Below are 14,679 nucleotides of genomic sequence, written 5' to 3' on the forward strand. Positions count from 1 at the left end.
CTCATCGGGGCGCCGACAGCATGAACCCGACGCCGCGCACGGTGTGCAGGTAGCGGGGCCGGGAGGCGCTCTCGCCGAGCTTGCGCCGCAGCCACGACAGGTGCACGTCGATCGTCTGGTCGTCGCCGTAGGCCTGCCGCCAGACCTCGGACAGCAGCTCCTTGCGGGTGACGACCCGGTCGGCGCGGGCGGTGAGGTAGGCCAGCAGGTCGAACTCCCGCCTGGTCAGCACGAGCGGCCCGCCGTCGAGCGCGGCCTCGCGCCGGTCCACGTCCACGACCAGGCCGCCGACCCGCAGCGTACGGGGCTCGGGCGCGGACCTGGCCCGGCGCAGCACCGCGTCCAGCCGGGCGCTGAGATGGTCGCCGGAGAACGGCTTGACCAGGTAGTCGTCGGCGCCCGCGCGCAGCAGCCGGACGATCTCGGCCTCGTCGTCGCGGGCGGTGGCCACGATGACCGGCACGTCGGAGATGCCGCGGACCATGCGCAGCGCCTCGGAGCCGTCCAGGTCGGGCAGGCCGAGGTCCAGGATGACGGCGTCCGGAGGGGCCTGCGAGATCTCCCTGAGCGCGTCCAGGGCGCAGCCGGCGCTGCGGACGGCGTGCTGCCGCCGGCCGAGTTCGTGAATGATCGCCGATCTGACGAATTCGTCGTCTTCGACTACGAGAACCGTCGCCATGCGCCCCAACCGTACCGGGGGCGTACATAATTCCTCTCATGCGTCGAGCCATGAAATATGCGGCGATCTGGTGCGGGGCCACCGTGGTCGCCGTGTCGGTCTCGTGGTTCGGCGTGCGCGGGGTGCTGCGTAACGAGTTCGTGGACGACGTGAACGTCGAACCGTTTCTCGCGCAGACCGTCGCGGCGGATGTCAATTCGCGGGTGCCGGTCACGCCGGCGCCCCGCCGTACCGTGAAGACCACAAAAAAGCCGATAAATCCGAAAACGACCCCGAAGTCGACGCCGAGTCCCACCCCGACCCCGAGCTCGACGTCGGGAAAGCAGCTCAAGGTGGTGACGGTGAAGGGCGGGGAGGTGGCGTTCACGCTCGGCCCGGAGGGCTGCCGCCTGGTCTCGGCCACCCCGGTCGGCGGCTACACCGCGAAGGTCGCCCGCGCCGACGGCTGGATCCGGGTGGACCTGGCCAAGGGCGGGCACGGGACGGGCGTGTTCTGCATCAGTCACGAGCAGCGCACCGACACCTGGGAGTACTGATGAGGAGCCGGCGCTGGAGCCGTTCCAGCGGCACCCGCGACACCCTGCTGCGCGCGGCCCGCGACGTCTTCCTGGCCAAGGGGTACGCCGAGGCCACCGTCGCCGACATCGTGGAGGCGTCCGGGATCAGCGTGGGCAGCCTCTACCACCACTTCGGCGGCAAGCCCGGCCTGTTCCTGGCGCTGTGGGAGCAGTTCATGCACGGCCAGGAGGAGCGCACCTCGAAGGCGGCCAAGGCGGCCGAGGGCACCGCCGAGCGCTTCCTGGCCGGCGCCCGCGCGTACCTGGAAGGGTCGTGGGAGCAGCGCGAGGTGGCCCGGCTGTTCCTGGAGAGCGACGGGCCGATCGAGTTCACCACCCTGCGCAGGCAGCGCGGCTGGAACTGGATCGGCGGCAACAAGCGCCTGCTGGGCCTGGCGGACACGCGGGAGAGCCAGGTTCTCGTGGTGCTGCTCACCACCATGATGGGCGAGGCGGGCCGCGAGGTGGCCGCGTGCGAGTCGGACCAGGACGCCCAGGTGACGATCGACGAGACGATCCGCCTGGTGAGACGGCTGCTGCCTACGCCGGACGGCGTAGCGGAGGGGTCTCCCTAGGGACGATTCGACAGCCCGCGCGGAGTGGCAGCGTGGAGGGCATGGACGCACTCCGCAGGGCACTGGGCGGGCTCTTGGCGCTCTACGCCCTGATCTTCCTCTCGTTCGCGCTGCTGCACGCCGGGATCGCGTTCGGCCCGGTACGCGAACCCGTCATCGTGCCGGCCGCCGTCGTCGAGTCGCTGTGCGCCGTGGCCACCGCCGCCGGGGCGTACGGCGCGCTCGCCGGGCGGGCGTGGGCGTGGGACGGCGTGATCTACGCGCACGCGGCCGCGCTGGGCGGCGTGCTGATGGGGATCCTGGCCCTGGCCTTCGGCGACGGCGGGGGCGCGGCGAGCGCGTTGCTCAACTGGTATCACAGCACGATGGCCGTCGTGCTGGCCGCCGGGCTGATCGGGGCCTTCTACGTCTCCAGGGTGCGCAGATAGCCGGCCGCCTCGGGCAGCCGCTCCTCGCTGAACACGCGGATCCCGTGCTGCTCCAGCAGCGCCGTCGTGACGCCCTGCCCCGGGGCTCGCCGCCCCTGGAAACTGCCGTCGTAGATCGACAGTGCGCCGCACGAGGGGCTGCCCTCCTTGAGCACCGCCATCCGGATCCCCTGGGAGCGCGCGACCGCGAGCGCGGCCCGCGCGCCCGCCAGGAACTCGGCCGTCACGTCGGAGCCGTCCGTCGCCAGCACGCGGGCGGTGCCGGACAGGACGGCCGCCCCGCCCGCGCCGCCCTCGATCTCGGCGGCGGGACGGGGGATCGGCAGCCCGCCCTCCACCTCCGGGCAGAACGGCACCAGCCGCCCCTCCTCCCGCCACCCGGCGAGCCAGGCGTCGGAGCTGGTCTTCGCGCCGCCGTCGTAGCGCACCTTGCGGCCCATCAGGCAGGCGCTGACGAGGATCTTCTCCACGTCTTCGATCCTATGAGCGCGATGGGCACCAGCGAGACGGCCGCCAGCGCGACGACGACCCAGAACGCGTACGTGAACGGCCGCGCCACCCCGGCCCTGGTGAACACCTCCAGCAGCACGGCCAGGACCGCGACGCCGAACGGCGAGGCGAGACGCACCGCGATCGTGCTCAGCGTGGTGGCCCCCGGGATCTCGGCCCGCTCCAGCGTCCTGAACGCCGCCGCCATCACCGACGTCGACACCAGCCCGTGCCCGAGCCCGAGCACGAACATCGGGATCGGACCCCCGCCGAGCAGCACGAACGCCACGATCCCGGCCACCGCCAGGACCACGCCGGCCGCTCCGGTCCCGCGCGGCCCCTTGCTGTCGGTGAGCTTGCCCGCGAGGGGCATCGTGATCGCCGCACCGATCCCCATCGGCGCCAGCAGCAACCCGGCGTCCAGCGCGTCGCCGCCCTCGGCGAGCTGGCTGTAGAGCGGGACGAGGACGGTGAAGCCGAACATCGCGGCCGAGTAGCACACGAGCGCCGCCACCGCCGCGGCGAACGTGCGGTCGCCGAACAGCCGCAGGTCCAGCAGCGTTCCCGGGCCCCGCAGGGCCCGCACCGCGAACGCGGCCAGCAGCGCCAGGCCCAGCCACAGCGCCGGATGCAGGAGCGAGGCCCCGTTGCCCACCTCGGAGAGCCCGTAGACCAGCGCGGCCAGGCCGGGGGAGAGCAGGGCCAGGCCGCGCACGTCGAGGCCCTGGGCGCCGGCGCCCGGCTCCCGGGGCAGCAGCACGAACGCCGCCACCAGCGCCACGGCGCAGATCGGCACGTTGATCAGGAACAGCCACCGCCAGCCGAGGGTCTCCACGACCACCCCGCCGAGCGGCGGCCCGAGCACGGGCGCCAGCATCGCGGGCATCGAGATCAGGGCCATCGCGCGGCCCATCCGCTCCTTGCCCGCCGCCTGCGCCAGCATCATCTGGCCGACCGGCAGGAGCAGCCCGCCGCCCAGCCCCTGGACGGCGCGGAAGACGACCAGGCTCGCGACCGACCAGGCGGCGGCGCCGAGCGCGGAGCCCGCGATGAACAGCACGAGCGAGACGAGCCAGACGTTCCGGCCGCCGAACCTGCCCACCGCCCAGCCGGTGACGGGGACCGTCATCGACAGGGCCAGCAGGTAACCGGTGACGGCCCACTGCATGGTGGCGAGCGTCGTGTGGAAGTCGCGGGCCAGGGTGCCGAGCGCGACGTTGACGATCGTGGTGTCGAGCATCGTCATGACGACGCCCAGGAGGACGACCAGGCCCGTGGCCCCGAGAGGAGTTCGTACGCCGTATCGCATGTCGTACAGCGTATCAGTTTCGTACGCTGTCTAGACTCGGAGCCGTGAGTTCCGTTTGGTCGAGACCCTCGCCGCCCCGCCGCCCCGTGCTGACCAGGGAGGCGATCGTGGCCGCCGCCGTCGCCGTCGCCGACGCCGAGGGGCTGGCCGCGGTCTCCATCAGGCGCGTGGCCGCCGAGCTGGACGCCCGGGCGATGACGCTGTACTCCTACATCGAGCGCAAGGAGGACCTGCTCGCCCTGATGGCCGACGAGATCGCCGCCGAGACGCTCGTCGAGGGGCCGCTGCCCGGCGACTGGCGCGAGGCGCTGCTGCTGCTCGCCCGGCGCGAGCGCGAGCTGGTGCGGCGGCATCCGTGGCGGGTCGAGCTGATCTCGCAGCGGGTGGACATCGGGCCCAACGGGCTGCGGCACGTGGAGCAGAAGCTGGCCGCGTTCGACGGGCTCGGGGTCGACCGGCTGACGGCCTGGCGGTTCCTGGCGGTGTTCAACGACTACATGACCGGGTTCGTGGTCCGGGAGGCGCAGGAGCGGGGGGCGCCCAGGGAGCAGGGGGTCAACGACGCAGAGCGGGCCGCGGTGGCGCAGCCGTACATCAGGGAGCTGGTCGAGAGCGGTGAGTTCCCCCGGCTGGCGCCGATGATCGAGCAGGGCGTGCAGGGCGCGGACGACAACTTCGAGCGCGGGCTCAACTGGGTGCTGGACGGGATCGAGGCCCACCTGCGAGGGTGACGGCCGTTCTCGGGGGCGACGCGCCCGGGCGATAGCCTTACCCCCGATGAACACCACCGTCTCCACGATCGTCATCGCCGGCGCGCTGCTGCTGATGCTGATGAGCCTGATCGTCGCGATCCGCAACCGGCCGATGGGCATGGTGCTGCTGGTCGGCTTCGGCCTGCTCGAAGTGGCCGTGCTGGTGCAGGCGGGCTTCGTGATCGCGGCCGTGTCGGGCGGCGAAGGGCCCGCCGACAAGGTCACGCTGTTCGGCTACATCGGCGGGCAGGTGCTGATCCCCCCGGCCGGGGTGTTCCTGGCGCTGGCCGAGCGGAGCAGGTGGGGGTCGGGGATCCTGGCCGTGGCCGGGTTCGCGATCGCCGTGATGAACGCCCGGGTGCTGCAGATCTGGCAGGGCGTGGCGTGACGACCTCCATCGGGACCGGGCCAGGGCGGGCGCTGATCGCGGTCTACGGGCTGTTCTCGCTGGCCACCGGGGCGCGGGCGGCCGTCCAGATCGCCGGGAGGTTCGCCGAGGCGCCGCTGGCGTACTCGCTGTCGGCGTTCGCGGCGCTGGTCTACATCCTGCTCACCGTCGCGCTCTGGCGCGGCGCCCGCCGCCTCGCGCTGGTCGCGCTCGGCATCGAGCTGGCCGGCGTGCTGATCATCGGCACGCTCAGCCTCCTCGACCCGGCCGCCTTTCCCGACGAGACGGTGTGGTCGGCGTACGGCAGGGGTTACCTGTTCATCCCCCTCGTGCTGCCCCTCGTGGGCCTGTTCTGGCTGCGGCGCAGGCGTTAGCGCCCGCCCTGCCCGGGCAGTGGCACACCCCATGAGCACGATCGAACATTCGGAAGACGTCGAGGTCCCCATCAGGGCGGCCTACAACCAATGGACGCAGTTCGAGAGCTTTCCCGAGTTCATGGAGGGCGTGGAGTCGGTCAAGCAGATCGGTGACACACGTACGGCGTGGGTGGCGGAGATCGCCGGCGTCCGGCGCGAGTTCGAGGCCGAGATCACCGAGCAGCACCCCGACGAGCGCGTCGCCTGGCGCAGCGTGGACCGGCCGCACCACGCCGGTGTGGTGACCTTCCACCGGCTCGACGACAGCAGGACCAGGATCACGCTCCAGATGGAGTACGACCCCGAGGGCTTCGTCGAGACCGCCGGTGACTGGCTGCAGCTCGTACGCATGCGGGTCGTCGGCGACCTCAAGCGCTTCAAGACCTTCATCGAGTCGCGCGGCGGCGAGACCGGCGGGTGGCGCGGCGATGTGCCGGGGCCGCACCAGCGCGGCTCCTCCTACGGCGAGAGCGACCGGCCCGTCCCGCCCGGCACCGTGGGCGGTGGCGACTACCCGCCCGGCGGCACGCTCCCGCCTCCCGGCCCGGTGCCTCCGGGCGGCGAGCCTCCCGAGGGCCCGCGGCCCGTCCTCTGATCCCTGGCCTCTGATCCCTGTCCACTGAGCGCAGCCCCTGAGCGCCTGCCCTCTGATCAGGGCGGATCTGTTCAGGGCGGGCGCAAGACCCCCGGAATCCCATCGCCGGGGGTTTTGCCATGACCAGGAATAAATGGATATTTCGGTCCTGTTAAGGTGGTGATTCGTCCCATGATTTGATGAGTGGAGGACCACCCCCGACATGAGCGTGCTCGCCCAAGAGTCCCGAGGCAGAACCACCCCGCTGGCTTGGCTCCTCGTGCTGGGAATCGTCCTCGCCGCGCTCAACCTGCGCACCGCCGTCACCAGCGTGGGCCCGCTGCTCGACCACCTCGCCGCCGGCCTCGGCATGTCGAGCGCCGGCACCGGGCTGCTCACCACGCTGCCCGTGCTGGCCTTCGCCAGTGTAGGCGCCATCACCCCGGCGCTGGCCCGGCGGGTCGGCGAGCACCGGCTGCTGCTGCTCGCCCTCGTCACGCTGGGCGTGGGGCTGCTCGCCAGGTCGATGGTCGGCTCGGCCCCGGTGTTCCTGCTGAGCAGCGCGGTGGCGCTGTCCGGCGGCGCCGTCGGCAACGTGCTCATCCCGACGCTGATCAAGCGTCACTTCCCGGCGAACACCGGGATCATGACCACCGTCTACACCACGGCCCTGGCGGCGGGCACCATGCTGGCCGCCGCCGCGACCGTGCCCATCGAGCGCGCGTCGGGGGACTGGCACGTCGCGCTCGGCGTGTGGGCGGCCCTGGCCGCCGTGGCCGCCATTCCGTGGCTTGCGCTGCTGCGCAGTGAGCCGGAGCGGGACACGGGCGGCCGGGACGCAAGCCTGCGCGGCCTGGTCAGGAGCAAGCTGGCGTGGATGATCGCGATCTACTTCGGCACCCAGTCGATGATCGCCTACATCATGTTCGGCTGGCTCGCCACGATCCTCACCGACGGCGGTTACACCACCTCGGAGGCCGGGCTGGTGCTCGGCGTGTTCACGGCGCTGAGCATCCCCGTCTCGATCCTCGTGCCCGTGATCGCCTCCCGCTACCGCGACCAGCGGCCCGCCGTGGCCGGGCTCGTCGCCTTCTACGCGGTCGGCTTCCTCGGGCTCTGGTTCGCGCCGCCCTCCACGGCGATGGTGTGGGTGGTGTTCGTGGCCGTGGGGATGGGGTCGTTCCCGCTGGCGCTGATGATGCTGGCGCTGCGCACCCGTACGCCGGAGGCCACGGCCGCGCTGTCGGCGTTCGGGCAGAGCGCCGGCTACCTCATCTCCAGCATCGGCCCGCTGCTCGTGGGGGTGCTGCGGGAGGCGACCGGCGGGTGGGCGGTGCCGTACGTGCTGATCTTCGCCGTGCTGGTGGCGCAGCTCGTCACCGGCCTGTACGCCGGCCGCAACCGCTACCTGGAGGACGAGCGGGCCGCTGCCAGAATGGCCCGGTGAGATCCACTGTCGTCACCTTCCCGAGCGGCCTGACCAGCGGCCGCTCCCAGATCGTCGGGGTCGTTCCGGTGAGGGATCGGCACGGCCTCGTCGCCGCCGAGACACCCTTCCACCCTCTCGACCACACCTGGCCCGACCAGCCCGCGGACCGCGGCACGATCGGGGGTCTGCCGGTCGTCGACTGCGTTACAGGGGCCCAGTCGACGACCGGCCCGACCACCGGCGAGATCTTCCTCGGCGAGTCCATCCCCGTGCGGCGCGGGACCGAGGGCTGGGAGTGGCTGGTCGTCCACGTGACGGAGGCGCCGCTGCCGGTGGGGGCCGAGGTGGACCTCGAAGTCGACCCGGCCTTCCGGGCGGCGCTCTCCTACGGCCACACCGCCTGCCACCTGGCCGCGCTCGCGCTCAACGCGGCGCTGGCCGATCGCTGGCGCAAGGAGGCGCGGCCCGACGCGCTCGGGAGCCCCGACTTCGACCAGGCGGCGATCACCTCCTCGCGGATCGTGCCGCACGGCAGCGTGGACGTCTACCGCCTGGGCAAGTCGCTGCGCAAGAAGGGCTTCTCCGGCGAGGACCTGGACCCGGCCGAGGTCGCCCGGCGGGTGAACGACCGGCTGGCGGCATGGGTGGCCGCCGACGCGCCGGTCCGGCTGGACGTGCCGGGGCCGGGGCTGACGGCCCGCCGTACGTGGCACTGCTCGCTGCCCGAAGGCGAGGCGTCGATCCCGTGCGGCGGCACCCACGTGGGGCATACGGCTGAGCTGGCCGGGGTCGCGGTCGAGCTGCGGCTGTCGCCGGAGGACGCGACCCTGACCATGCGGACGGGCCGCGCCTGAGGGATCCATCTGTCAGCATCTGTTGACAAGCGGGTGCTTGTCAGCACATGCTGACACCATGGAAGTCACCGAGCTGGCCGAGGCGGCCACCGACCGCGACCCGGGAGTGGGGCTGGCGGCGGTGGCCGCGCTCAGGGCCCTGCTGGAGGAGCTGGAGGCGGTCCACGTGTCGAACGCCCGCGCCCAGGGGTGGTCGTGGGAGCAGATCGCCGACGCGCTGGGGGTCCGCCGGCAGTCGGCGCACCGCAAGCACGCTCGCAGGACGGGGAGGTAGGAGAAGGTGATGTTCGACAGGTACACGGAAGGCGCCCGCCGGGCGGTGGTCAGGGCGGGGATCCTGGCGCTCGACGCCGGGCGGCCCGCCCTCGACGCCGATCTGATCCTGCTGGGGGTGGCGGAGGTGCGCCCGTTCTCGCTGCCGTCCTTCACCGCCTCGGCGGCCGACGTGCGCGAGCGCGTGGACGTGCCGGACCCGGGGTCGCTCCTGGCCACGCTCGGCATCGACCTGGCCGAGGTGCACCGCCGCACCCGGGCGGGCACGGAAGAGCCGGAGCGGTGGACGCTGCGCCGCTCCCGCGTGCGCCCGCTGAGGGTGACCCTGTACGGGCCGCTGGGGCAGATCCCGCTGGCCATGCACGCCAGGAAGGTGATCGAGGTGGCCCAGTGGCGGCCGGGCCCGATCACCGGGGAGCGGCTGCTGTGGGGCCTGCTCGCCGACTACGCCAACGGCGTCGGCCGGATCCTCGGCGACGCCGGGGTGAACCTGCCGGACCTGGTCCGCGAGGCCGGCATCCCGACCCGCCGGGCCGCCTGACCCCGGTGCCGCGCACGCTGCGTCCGGCCGTGCCCGCGGGTCAGGCGGGTTTCAGGTGGGCGATCTTCTCGGGGTTGGCGACCAGGTAGATGGTCTCGATCCTGCCGTCCGCGACGAGGAACGTCAGGACGCTGATCACCCGCCCGTCGGCCGAGATGACCACGGCGGGAGCGTTGTTCAGCATCGCCACCGCGAACGACATCCCGGAGACCTCCGCCATGCCGATCGAGGCCATGAACTTGGCGATGTTCGCCGGGGTGTTGATCGACAGGAGGTAGCGGCTCACGTTCTCGGAGCCGGTGATGACCCGCAGCGCCGCCCTGGCCTTGCCGCCGCCGTCGCTGACCATCGTCACCTGGTCGGCGAACAGCTCGATCAGCCCGTCGAGGTCGCCTTCGGCGGAGGCGCTGATGAACCGCTCGGTGATCCGCCGGCGCTCGTCCCGGTCCACGTCGAAGCGCGGCCGCCGCTCGTGCACGTGGTCGCGCGCCCGCCGGGCGAGCTGCCTGGTGGCCGGCTCGGCCCGCCCGATGATCTCCGCGATCTCCGAGAACGGCAGGTCGAACGCCTCCCGTAACACGAACACGGCCCGTTCGAGCGGCGACAGCGTCTCCAGCACGACGAGTAACGCCATCTCCACGGAGTCGGCCAGCTCGGCGCGCTCGGCGACGTCGGGCGCGGTGCTCACCGGCTCGGGCAGCCACGGCCCGATGTACGACTCCCGCCGCGACTTCGCCCACCGCAGCCGGTCGATGGCCAGCCGCGAGGTCACCCTGATCAGGTACGCCTTGGGCTCGTCGACGGTCGACTCGTCCACCCCCGACCAGCGCAGCCACGCCTCCTGGACGACGTCTTCGGCGTCGGCGACGCTGCCGAGGATCCGGTAGGCCACTCCCGTCAGCAGGCTTCGGTGCTCGTCAAAGGTCGACATGAACCATAGACGTATCACGGGAGCCTCGGCGTGACACAAGGGCTCCGGGACTCCGTTACACTTGTTGATCGCAAGGGGCTATGGCGCAGTTGGTAGCGCGCCTCCATGGCATGGAGGAGGTCTGGGGTTCGAATCCCCATAGCTCCACCCCTTCACTCAGCGGCGGTGTCCTCCCGGGCGCCGCCGTTCGCGTTCCGCGGCCCGCTCGTGACCGGGTCGAACAGGGCCAGCTCCGCCTCCGTCGGCGGCTCGAACAGCTTCGCCCACTCGTCGAGCAGGTCCGGGGTGATCGGGACGGTGCCCCAGGAGCCGGCCTCGTTACGCGTGGCCAGGCGGCGGTGGAGCTCGGCCATCGGGGTCGCGAGATAGCGCAGCTCCACGGCGGCGCCGAGGGCGCGGGCGGCCAGCCGCAGCTCGTCGCGCTCCACCCGGGCCCAGAAGCCGTACTCCAGGACGACGGTCTGGCCGAGCCGCAGCAGATCCTGGGCGTGCCGCCAGAGCTGCCTCTCCAGCCGGTCGCGCGCCGGGTCGTCGTACGGGTCGAGGCCGAGGTGCGCCAGCCACTCGTCCGGGCACAGCCGGACCGCGGGCAGCTCGGCGGCCAGGCGGCGGGCCAGCGTCGTCTTCCCGGAGCCCGGCAGGCCGCAGAGCAGGATGAGGCGTCCCCGTGTCATGGAGCCGATCATCCCAGAGGGTCAGGGGGCGAGCAGGCGGGCCAGGGCCCGCGGGAGGTCGTCGCGGTTCTGCGGCGTCACGGTGATCAGCTCGGCCTCGATCTGCGCCTTCAGCGTCGGGTGGGTGCGCTGGTGGACGGTGGCCACGATCGGGAGGCCGGCCTCGAAGAGCGCCACGCAGCGCGGCAGGAAGGCCGGCGACAGCAGCTCCATCGGGCCGATCTCGTCGATGAGTGTCACCGCGCCCTTCGTGGTCAGCGCCCGCTGCATGGCCGGCAGCGCGACGCGCTCGAACGCGGGCACGTTGACGCCGTATTTGCCGACCCGCGGCCCTGACACCCACGAGAGGTGGGCCATCACGGCCTTGCGGCCCCCGAACTCCTCCACCGTGAACCCCGCCCGCCGCCCGTGCTCGAGCACCTCGTCACTGAGGAAGCCGCAGACGGGCACCCCCGCCGCCCGCAGGAGGTCGGCGAGGCGGCGGACGACGGTGGTCTTGCCCGTGCGGGGCGGGGCGGTGAGCAGGATGCGCGGCCTGGACACGGCTCCAGGATGGCAGACCCGTCACTCCCCGAGAACGGTCAGGTAGTGCGGGTTGCGCATGATTCCCAGGATGTTGCCGAACGGATCCACCACCGACGCGGTGACGAATCCCTCCCCGTCGCCCTGGTGGGTGATCGGCTGGTATTCCTTGGCGCCCATGGAGAGCAGCCGCTCCAGGGTGGCCTCCAGGTCGTCCACGTGCCAGTGCATGACCGCGCCCGCGGGCCGGTCGGTCGCGCCGGGCGGGGCGTAGCGGGCGTCGATCAGGCCGAACTCGTGCTGGTAGTCGCCGAGGCGGAACTCGATGTAGCCGGGCTTCTGGTAGTACGGCTCGATGCCGAGGAACTCGGCGTACCAGGCCTTGGCGGCCTCCAGGTCGGCGGCCCAGAACGTCAGTGTGGCGAATCCTCGCAGCATGTCGGTGACCTCTCGTCTCGTTCCCGTTGAGCTACATGGACAGTTTGCGGGATGAAAGTGCTCATCAAATGAGCACTTTTTCCGGGAGAATCGGAAACATGAGAGCCGATCGACTGGTGGCCGCGCTGCTGCTGATGCAGGCGCGCGGCCGGGTGACCGCGGCGGAACTGGCCGAGGAGCTGGAGGTGTCGGTGGCCACCGCGCGCCGCGACCTCGAAGCGCTGTCCGCCGCGGGCATCCCCGTGTACCCGCAGGCGGGCCGGGGCGGCGGGTGGTCGCTGCTGGGCGGCGCGCGCACCGATCTGACCGGGCTCACCGCGCACGAGGCCCAGGCGCTGTTCCTGCTGGCCGGCCCGGCCGCGCCGGCCGCTCCCGAGGTCAGGTCCGCGCTGCGCAAGCTGATGCGGGCGCTGCCCCAGACGTTCAGGGAGGAGGCGGAGGCCGCGGCCGGTGCGGTGGTGGTCGACCCCGCCCGCTGGGGCGAGCCGGGGAAGGAGCGGCCCGAGCTGGTGCGGGTCCTGCAGGGCGCCACCGTACGGCGGCGCCGGGTCCGGCTCGTGTACGAGGGCCGCCGCGACCGGGAACGCACCGAACGGGTCGTCGATCCGTGGGGGCTGGTGGACAAGGACGACGTCTGGTACCTGCTGGCGGGGACCGAGCGCGGCCAGCGGACGTTCCGGGTGGACCGGATCGCCGAGGCCGTGGTGACGGAGGAGGGGTTCGAGCGGCCCGGCGACTTCGAGCTGGCCCGGGCCTGGGAGGGGGTCGTGGCGGAGATGGAGCGGCGGCGCTCGACGGTCTCCGCGACCGTGCTCATCGCCGACCGGCTCCTGCCCATCCTGCGCGACCACTTCGGGCGCCACTGCCGGACCCTGGGAACCGAGGCGGACGGGCGGGTCCGGGTGCGGGTGGCGGCCCCGATGGCGTTGACCATCGCCGAGCAGCTCGCCGGGTGGGGCGCGCGGGTGGAGGTGGTGGAGCCGGAGCAGGTCAGGGCCGAGCTGGCCAGGATCGGCGCCGAGCTGGTCGAGCGATACCGGCCCTGACAGCCGTCAGTCCTCGGCGGGGAGGGTGCCGGACAGGGCGGCGTGCTCCCAGCGGATGTGCTCCCACGCCTGCTCCACGTGCCGCCGCTCCGTCGTCGCGGCCCCGACGGCCATCCGCAGCACCACCCGGTCGCCGATCCTGGTGTGCGTCACGTACATCGACCCGCTCGCGTTGAGCAGCTCCATCAGCCGCAGCGTGGCCCGGTCCGCCTCGGCCGCCGCCAGGCCCGGCCACCGCGGGCGGAAGCACACGAGCCCGAGCGGATGCGGCTCGTGCAGCTCGAAGCCGGGGTCCGCGGAGATCCACGAGGCCAGGTCCTGCGCCAGCGCGACGCCCTTGCGGATGTGCGCGCGCAGCCCCTCGGCCCCGTACCAGCGGATCACCGACCACAGCTTCAGCGCCCTGAACCGGCGGCCCAGCGGCACCTGCCAGTCCCGGTAGTCGATGACGGAGCCGGTCGTGGTGGCGGTGTTGCGCAGGTATTCGGGCAGGGTCGACAGGGCGGCGAGCAGCGGGGCGCGGTCGGCGGTCCACAGGACGGTGCAGTCGAAGTTCGTCAGGAGCCACTTGTGCGGGTTGGTGACGTAGGAGTCGGCGTACTCGCCGACGCCGTCGTTGAGCCGCCGGAACTCCGGGCAGATCGCCGCGACCCCGGCGTAGGCGGCGTCCACGTGCAGCCAGACGCCGCGCTCCGCGCACACCTCGCCGATCGCGGGGACCGGGTCGATGGCGGTGGTGGAGGTGGTGCCGACGGTGGCGCACACCATGGCGGGGACGGCGCCGGCCGCCCGGTCCCGGTCCAGGAGGGTGCGCAGGTGGCTCGGGTCCATGGCGAGCGTACGGGGATCGACGTCCACGACGCGTACGCCCTGCGCGCCCAGGCCCGCGATGCGTGCCGCCCGCTCCAGGGACGAGTGCGTCTGGGACGACACGTACATCGTGTACCGGCGGGTGATCCCGTCCGAGGTGACCTGGCCGTCGCCGGCCCGGTGCAGCGCGGCCAGCAGCGCGACCAGGCACGCGCTCGACGCCGAGTCCTGGATGACGCCGCCGCCCGCCCCGTCGGTGCGGAAGTGGTCCGGCAGGCCGAGCAGGCCCGCCAGCCAGTCGACCACCACCGTCTCCAGCTCCGTGCAGGCCGGGCTGGTGACCCAGAGCATGCCCTGCACCCCCAGCCCGCTGGACAGCAGGTCGCCCAGGATGGCCGGGCCGCTGGCGTTGGAGGGGAAGTAGGCGAAGAAGCCGGGATGCTGCCAGTGCGTGATGCCGGGCAGCAGGATCCGCCCCAGATCGGACAGCACGGCCTCGAACGGCTCCCCGTGCTCCGGCGGCCGTGACGGCAGGGCCCGCCGGATCTCACCCGGCTTGACCTGTGACACCACGGGATGGGACTCGATGCCGGCGAGGTAGTCCGCGATCCAGTCGATGACCTGCTTGCCGTGGCGGCGGAACTCCTCAGGGGTCATGTGAGGGCTCATCCGCCCACTCTGTAGGCATTTGCGGTCCCGGGGAAAGGGGACGGGCCGGAGGCTTTCGCCTCCGGCCCGTTCTATCTCAAGCGGTCGGGAGACCGCCGAGCGTCAGTAATGTCTGGGGTAGCGCCTGCTCCCGAACGACTTGCCGACGTGGAAGCCACCGGGCAGGCGGACCGACACGTGCTTGCGTCCGTCGGGGGTGGTCGAGACGTGGAAGCGCCGGTTGCCGAAGCTGTGGCTGACGCCGTGCCGCGACAGGTTGATCCGGAACGGCCCCACTTTGATTGACTTGCGGTAGTGCCAGCCCATGTCCCTCCTCCGCATCGTG

At 72.3% G+C, this 14,679-nt stretch carries 21 protein-coding genes and 1 tRNA gene; 13 read left to right on the forward strand and 9 right to left on the reverse strand.

The features are described 5' to 3' along the window. Window position 1: 1 nt before the first annotated feature. Window positions 2-679, reverse strand: a complete 678-nt coding sequence (locus ACBJ59_RS39020) for a response regulator transcription factor (RefSeq protein ID WP_375115166.1) — start codon at window positions 677-679, stop codon at window positions 2-4. Window positions 680-717: 38 nt separating this feature from the next. On the opposite strand from ACBJ59_RS39020, the gene ACBJ59_RS39025 reads away from it, so the two are divergent. Genes ACBJ59_RS39025 through ACBJ59_RS39035 form a run of 3 tightly spaced genes read left to right on the forward strand, consistent with a single transcriptional unit; the run spans window position 718 to window position 2,239 of the window. Next, window positions 718-1,215, forward strand: coding sequence for a hypothetical protein (locus ACBJ59_RS39025; RefSeq protein ID WP_375115167.1), 498 nt, complete (start codon window positions 718-720; stop codon window positions 1,213-1,215). Continuing rightward, a complete protein-coding gene (locus ACBJ59_RS39030; protein WP_375115168.1) occupies window positions 1,215-1,811 on the forward strand; it encodes a TetR/AcrR family transcriptional regulator in 597 nt (198 codons plus the stop codon). The genes ACBJ59_RS39025 and ACBJ59_RS39030 overlap by 1 nt, the downstream gene beginning before the upstream one ends. A 41-nt stretch (window positions 1,812-1,852) precedes the next feature. Beyond that, window positions 1,853-2,239, forward strand: a complete 387-nt coding sequence (locus tag ACBJ59_RS39035) for a hypothetical protein (RefSeq protein ID WP_375115169.1) — start codon at window positions 1,853-1,855, stop codon at window positions 2,237-2,239. Here the strand turns inward: ACBJ59_RS39035 and ACBJ59_RS39040 are convergent. Continuing rightward, window positions 2,215-2,709 carry a DUF523 domain-containing protein gene (locus tag ACBJ59_RS39040; protein ID WP_375115170.1) on the reverse strand — a complete coding sequence of 165 codons (495 nt, stop codon included), beginning with the start codon at window positions 2,707-2,709 and terminating at the stop codon, window positions 2,215-2,217. The two genes, ACBJ59_RS39035 and ACBJ59_RS39040, sit on opposite strands and share 25 nt — an antisense overlap. Next, window positions 2,679-4,037: a DHA2 family efflux MFS transporter permease subunit gene (locus ACBJ59_RS39045; RefSeq protein WP_375115171.1), complete on the reverse strand. Its 1,359-nt coding sequence runs from the start codon at window positions 4,035-4,037 to the stop codon at window positions 2,679-2,681. Before ACBJ59_RS39045 ends, ACBJ59_RS39040 begins: the two co-directional genes overlap by 31 nt. Window positions 4,038-4,081: 44 nt before the next feature. Between ACBJ59_RS39045 and ACBJ59_RS39050 the strand changes: the two genes are divergently transcribed. The 8 genes from ACBJ59_RS39050 (at window position 4,082) to ACBJ59_RS39085 (ending at window position 9,264) form a co-directional block, all read left to right on the forward strand. Next, window positions 4,082-4,768, forward strand: a complete 687-nt coding sequence (locus ACBJ59_RS39050; protein WP_375115172.1) for a TetR/AcrR family transcriptional regulator — start codon at window positions 4,082-4,084, stop codon at window positions 4,766-4,768. Window positions 4,769-4,814: 46 nt separating this feature from the next. Continuing rightward, window positions 4,815-5,177, forward strand: coding sequence for a hypothetical protein (locus ACBJ59_RS39055; RefSeq protein WP_375115173.1), 363 nt, complete (start codon window positions 4,815-4,817; stop codon window positions 5,175-5,177). Next, a complete protein-coding gene (locus tag ACBJ59_RS39060) occupies window positions 5,174-5,551 on the forward strand; it encodes a hypothetical protein (protein ID WP_375115174.1) in 378 nt (125 codons plus the stop codon). The genes ACBJ59_RS39055 and ACBJ59_RS39060 overlap by 4 nt, the downstream gene beginning before the upstream one ends. Before the next feature lie 31 nt (window positions 5,552-5,582). Further along, a complete protein-coding gene (locus ACBJ59_RS39065; RefSeq protein WP_364113303.1) occupies window positions 5,583-6,188 on the forward strand; it encodes an SRPBCC family protein in 606 nt (201 codons plus the stop codon). A 202-nt stretch (window positions 6,189-6,390) separates the two neighbouring features. Continuing rightward, entirely contained in the window at window positions 6,391-7,614 is a 1,224-nt protein-coding gene (locus tag ACBJ59_RS39070) for a CynX/NimT family MFS transporter (protein WP_375115175.1), read from the forward strand. Continuing rightward, a complete protein-coding gene (locus tag ACBJ59_RS39075; protein ID WP_375115176.1) occupies window positions 7,611-8,450 on the forward strand; it encodes a metal-dependent hydrolase in 840 nt (279 codons plus the stop codon). Before ACBJ59_RS39070 ends, ACBJ59_RS39075 begins: the two co-directional genes overlap by 4 nt. A gap of 58 nt (window positions 8,451-8,508) precedes the next feature. Further along, window positions 8,509-8,724 carry a helix-turn-helix domain-containing protein gene (locus ACBJ59_RS39080; RefSeq protein WP_364113297.1) on the forward strand — a complete coding sequence of 72 codons (216 nt, stop codon included), beginning with the start codon at window positions 8,509-8,511 and terminating at the stop codon, window positions 8,722-8,724. Window positions 8,725-8,733: 9 nt separating this feature from the next. After that, window positions 8,734-9,264, forward strand: coding sequence for a hypothetical protein (locus ACBJ59_RS39085; RefSeq protein ID WP_375115177.1), 531 nt, complete (start codon window positions 8,734-8,736; stop codon window positions 9,262-9,264). A 40-nt stretch (window positions 9,265-9,304) separates the two neighbouring features. Here ACBJ59_RS39085 and ACBJ59_RS39090 read toward each other — a convergent pair whose 3' ends face one another. Further along, window positions 9,305-10,195 carry an RNA polymerase sigma-70 factor gene (locus ACBJ59_RS39090; protein WP_375115178.1) on the reverse strand — a complete coding sequence of 297 codons (891 nt, stop codon included), beginning with the start codon at window positions 10,193-10,195 and terminating at the stop codon, window positions 9,305-9,307. A 74-nt stretch (window positions 10,196-10,269) separates the two neighbouring features. Here ACBJ59_RS39090 and ACBJ59_RS39095 point away from each other — a divergent pair. Beyond that, window positions 10,270-10,342 (forward strand) — tRNA-Ala (locus ACBJ59_RS39095). 5 nt (window positions 10,343-10,347) lie between these two features. On the opposite strand, the gene ACBJ59_RS39100 is transcribed toward ACBJ59_RS39095, so the two are convergent. The 3 genes from ACBJ59_RS39100 to ACBJ59_RS39110 are packed head-to-tail and all read right to left on the reverse strand — an operon-like array spanning window position 10,348 to window position 11,829. After that, window positions 10,348-10,869, reverse strand: a complete 522-nt coding sequence (locus ACBJ59_RS39100) for an AAA family ATPase (RefSeq protein ID WP_375115179.1) — start codon at window positions 10,867-10,869, stop codon at window positions 10,348-10,350. Window positions 10,870-10,890: 21 nt separating this feature from the next. Continuing rightward, window positions 10,891-11,412, reverse strand: a complete 522-nt coding sequence (locus tag ACBJ59_RS39105) for a nucleoside-triphosphatase (RefSeq protein WP_375115180.1) — start codon at window positions 11,410-11,412, stop codon at window positions 10,891-10,893. Window positions 11,413-11,433: 21 nt separating this feature from the next. Beyond that, entirely contained in the window at window positions 11,434-11,829 is a 396-nt protein-coding gene (locus ACBJ59_RS39110; protein ID WP_375115181.1) for a VOC family protein, read from the reverse strand. Window positions 11,830-11,927: 98 nt separating this feature from the next. On the opposite strand from ACBJ59_RS39110, the gene ACBJ59_RS39115 reads away from it, so the two are divergent. Then, window positions 11,928-12,875 carry a helix-turn-helix transcriptional regulator gene (locus ACBJ59_RS39115; RefSeq protein WP_375115182.1) on the forward strand — a complete coding sequence of 316 codons (948 nt, stop codon included), beginning with the start codon at window positions 11,928-11,930 and terminating at the stop codon, window positions 12,873-12,875. Between the two features lie 6 nt (window positions 12,876-12,881). On the opposite strand, the gene ACBJ59_RS39120 is transcribed toward ACBJ59_RS39115, so the two are convergent. Next, complete coding sequence (locus tag ACBJ59_RS39120) at window positions 12,882-14,354, reverse strand: pyridoxal-dependent decarboxylase (protein ID WP_375115183.1); 1,473 nt, start codon at window positions 14,352-14,354, stop codon at window positions 12,882-12,884. 102 nt (window positions 14,355-14,456) lie between these two features. Further along, window positions 14,457-14,660, reverse strand: a complete 204-nt coding sequence (locus ACBJ59_RS39125) for a DUF4236 domain-containing protein (protein ID WP_364113281.1) — start codon at window positions 14,658-14,660, stop codon at window positions 14,457-14,459. Between the last annotated feature and the right edge of the window lie 19 nt (window positions 14,661-14,679).

Origin of the sequence: Nonomuraea sp. MTCD27 (genome assembly GCF_041950495.1) — a bacterium.
Taxonomy (GTDB): Bacteria; Actinomycetota; Actinomycetes; order Streptosporangiales; family Streptosporangiaceae; genus Nonomuraea.

Bases quoted from the DNA above. Each gene is read 5' to 3' on its own strand.
- ACBJ59_RS39020 (WP_375115166.1), bottom strand. From the start codon at position 679: ATGGCGACGGTTCTCGTAGTCGAAGACGACGAATTCGTCAGATCGGCG.
- ACBJ59_RS39025 (WP_375115167.1), top strand. From the start codon at position 718: ATGCGTCGAGCCATGAAATATGCGGCGATCTGGTGCGGGGCCACCGTG.
- ACBJ59_RS39030 (WP_375115168.1), top strand. From the start codon at position 1,215: ATGAGGAGCCGGCGCTGGAGCCGTTCCAGCGGCACCCGCGACACCCTG.
- ACBJ59_RS39035 (WP_375115169.1), top strand. From the start codon at position 1,853: ATGGACGCACTCCGCAGGGCACTGGGCGGGCTCTTGGCGCTCTACGCC.
- ACBJ59_RS39045 (WP_375115171.1), bottom strand. From the start codon at position 4,037: ATGCGATACGGCGTACGAACTCCTCTCGGGGCCACGGGCCTGGTCGTC.
- ACBJ59_RS39055 (WP_375115173.1), top strand. From the start codon at position 4,815: ATGAACACCACCGTCTCCACGATCGTCATCGCCGGCGCGCTGCTGCTG.
- ACBJ59_RS39065 (WP_364113303.1), top strand. From the start codon at position 5,583: ATGAGCACGATCGAACATTCGGAAGACGTCGAGGTCCCCATCAGGGCG.
- ACBJ59_RS39070 (WP_375115175.1), top strand. From the start codon at position 6,391: ATGAGCGTGCTCGCCCAAGAGTCCCGAGGCAGAACCACCCCGCTGGCT.
- ACBJ59_RS39080 (WP_364113297.1), top strand. From the start codon at position 8,509: ATGGAAGTCACCGAGCTGGCCGAGGCGGCCACCGACCGCGACCCGGGA.
- ACBJ59_RS39085 (WP_375115177.1), top strand. From the start codon at position 8,734: ATGTTCGACAGGTACACGGAAGGCGCCCGCCGGGCGGTGGTCAGGGCG.
- ACBJ59_RS39090 (WP_375115178.1), bottom strand. From the start codon at position 10,195: ATGTCGACCTTTGACGAGCACCGAAGCCTGCTGACGGGAGTGGCCTAC.
- ACBJ59_RS39100 (WP_375115179.1), bottom strand. From the start codon at position 10,869: ATGACACGGGGACGCCTCATCCTGCTCTGCGGCCTGCCGGGCTCCGGG.
- ACBJ59_RS39110 (WP_375115181.1), bottom strand. From the start codon at position 11,829: ATGCTGCGAGGATTCGCCACACTGACGTTCTGGGCCGCCGACCTGGAG.
- ACBJ59_RS39115 (WP_375115182.1), top strand. From the start codon at position 11,928: ATGAGAGCCGATCGACTGGTGGCCGCGCTGCTGCTGATGCAGGCGCGC.
- ACBJ59_RS39120 (WP_375115183.1), bottom strand. From the start codon at position 14,354: ATGAGCCCTCACATGACCCCTGAGGAGTTCCGCCGCCACGGCAAGCAG.
- ACBJ59_RS39125 (WP_364113281.1), bottom strand. From the start codon at position 14,660: ATGGGCTGGCACTACCGCAAGTCAATCAAAGTGGGGCCGTTCCGGATC.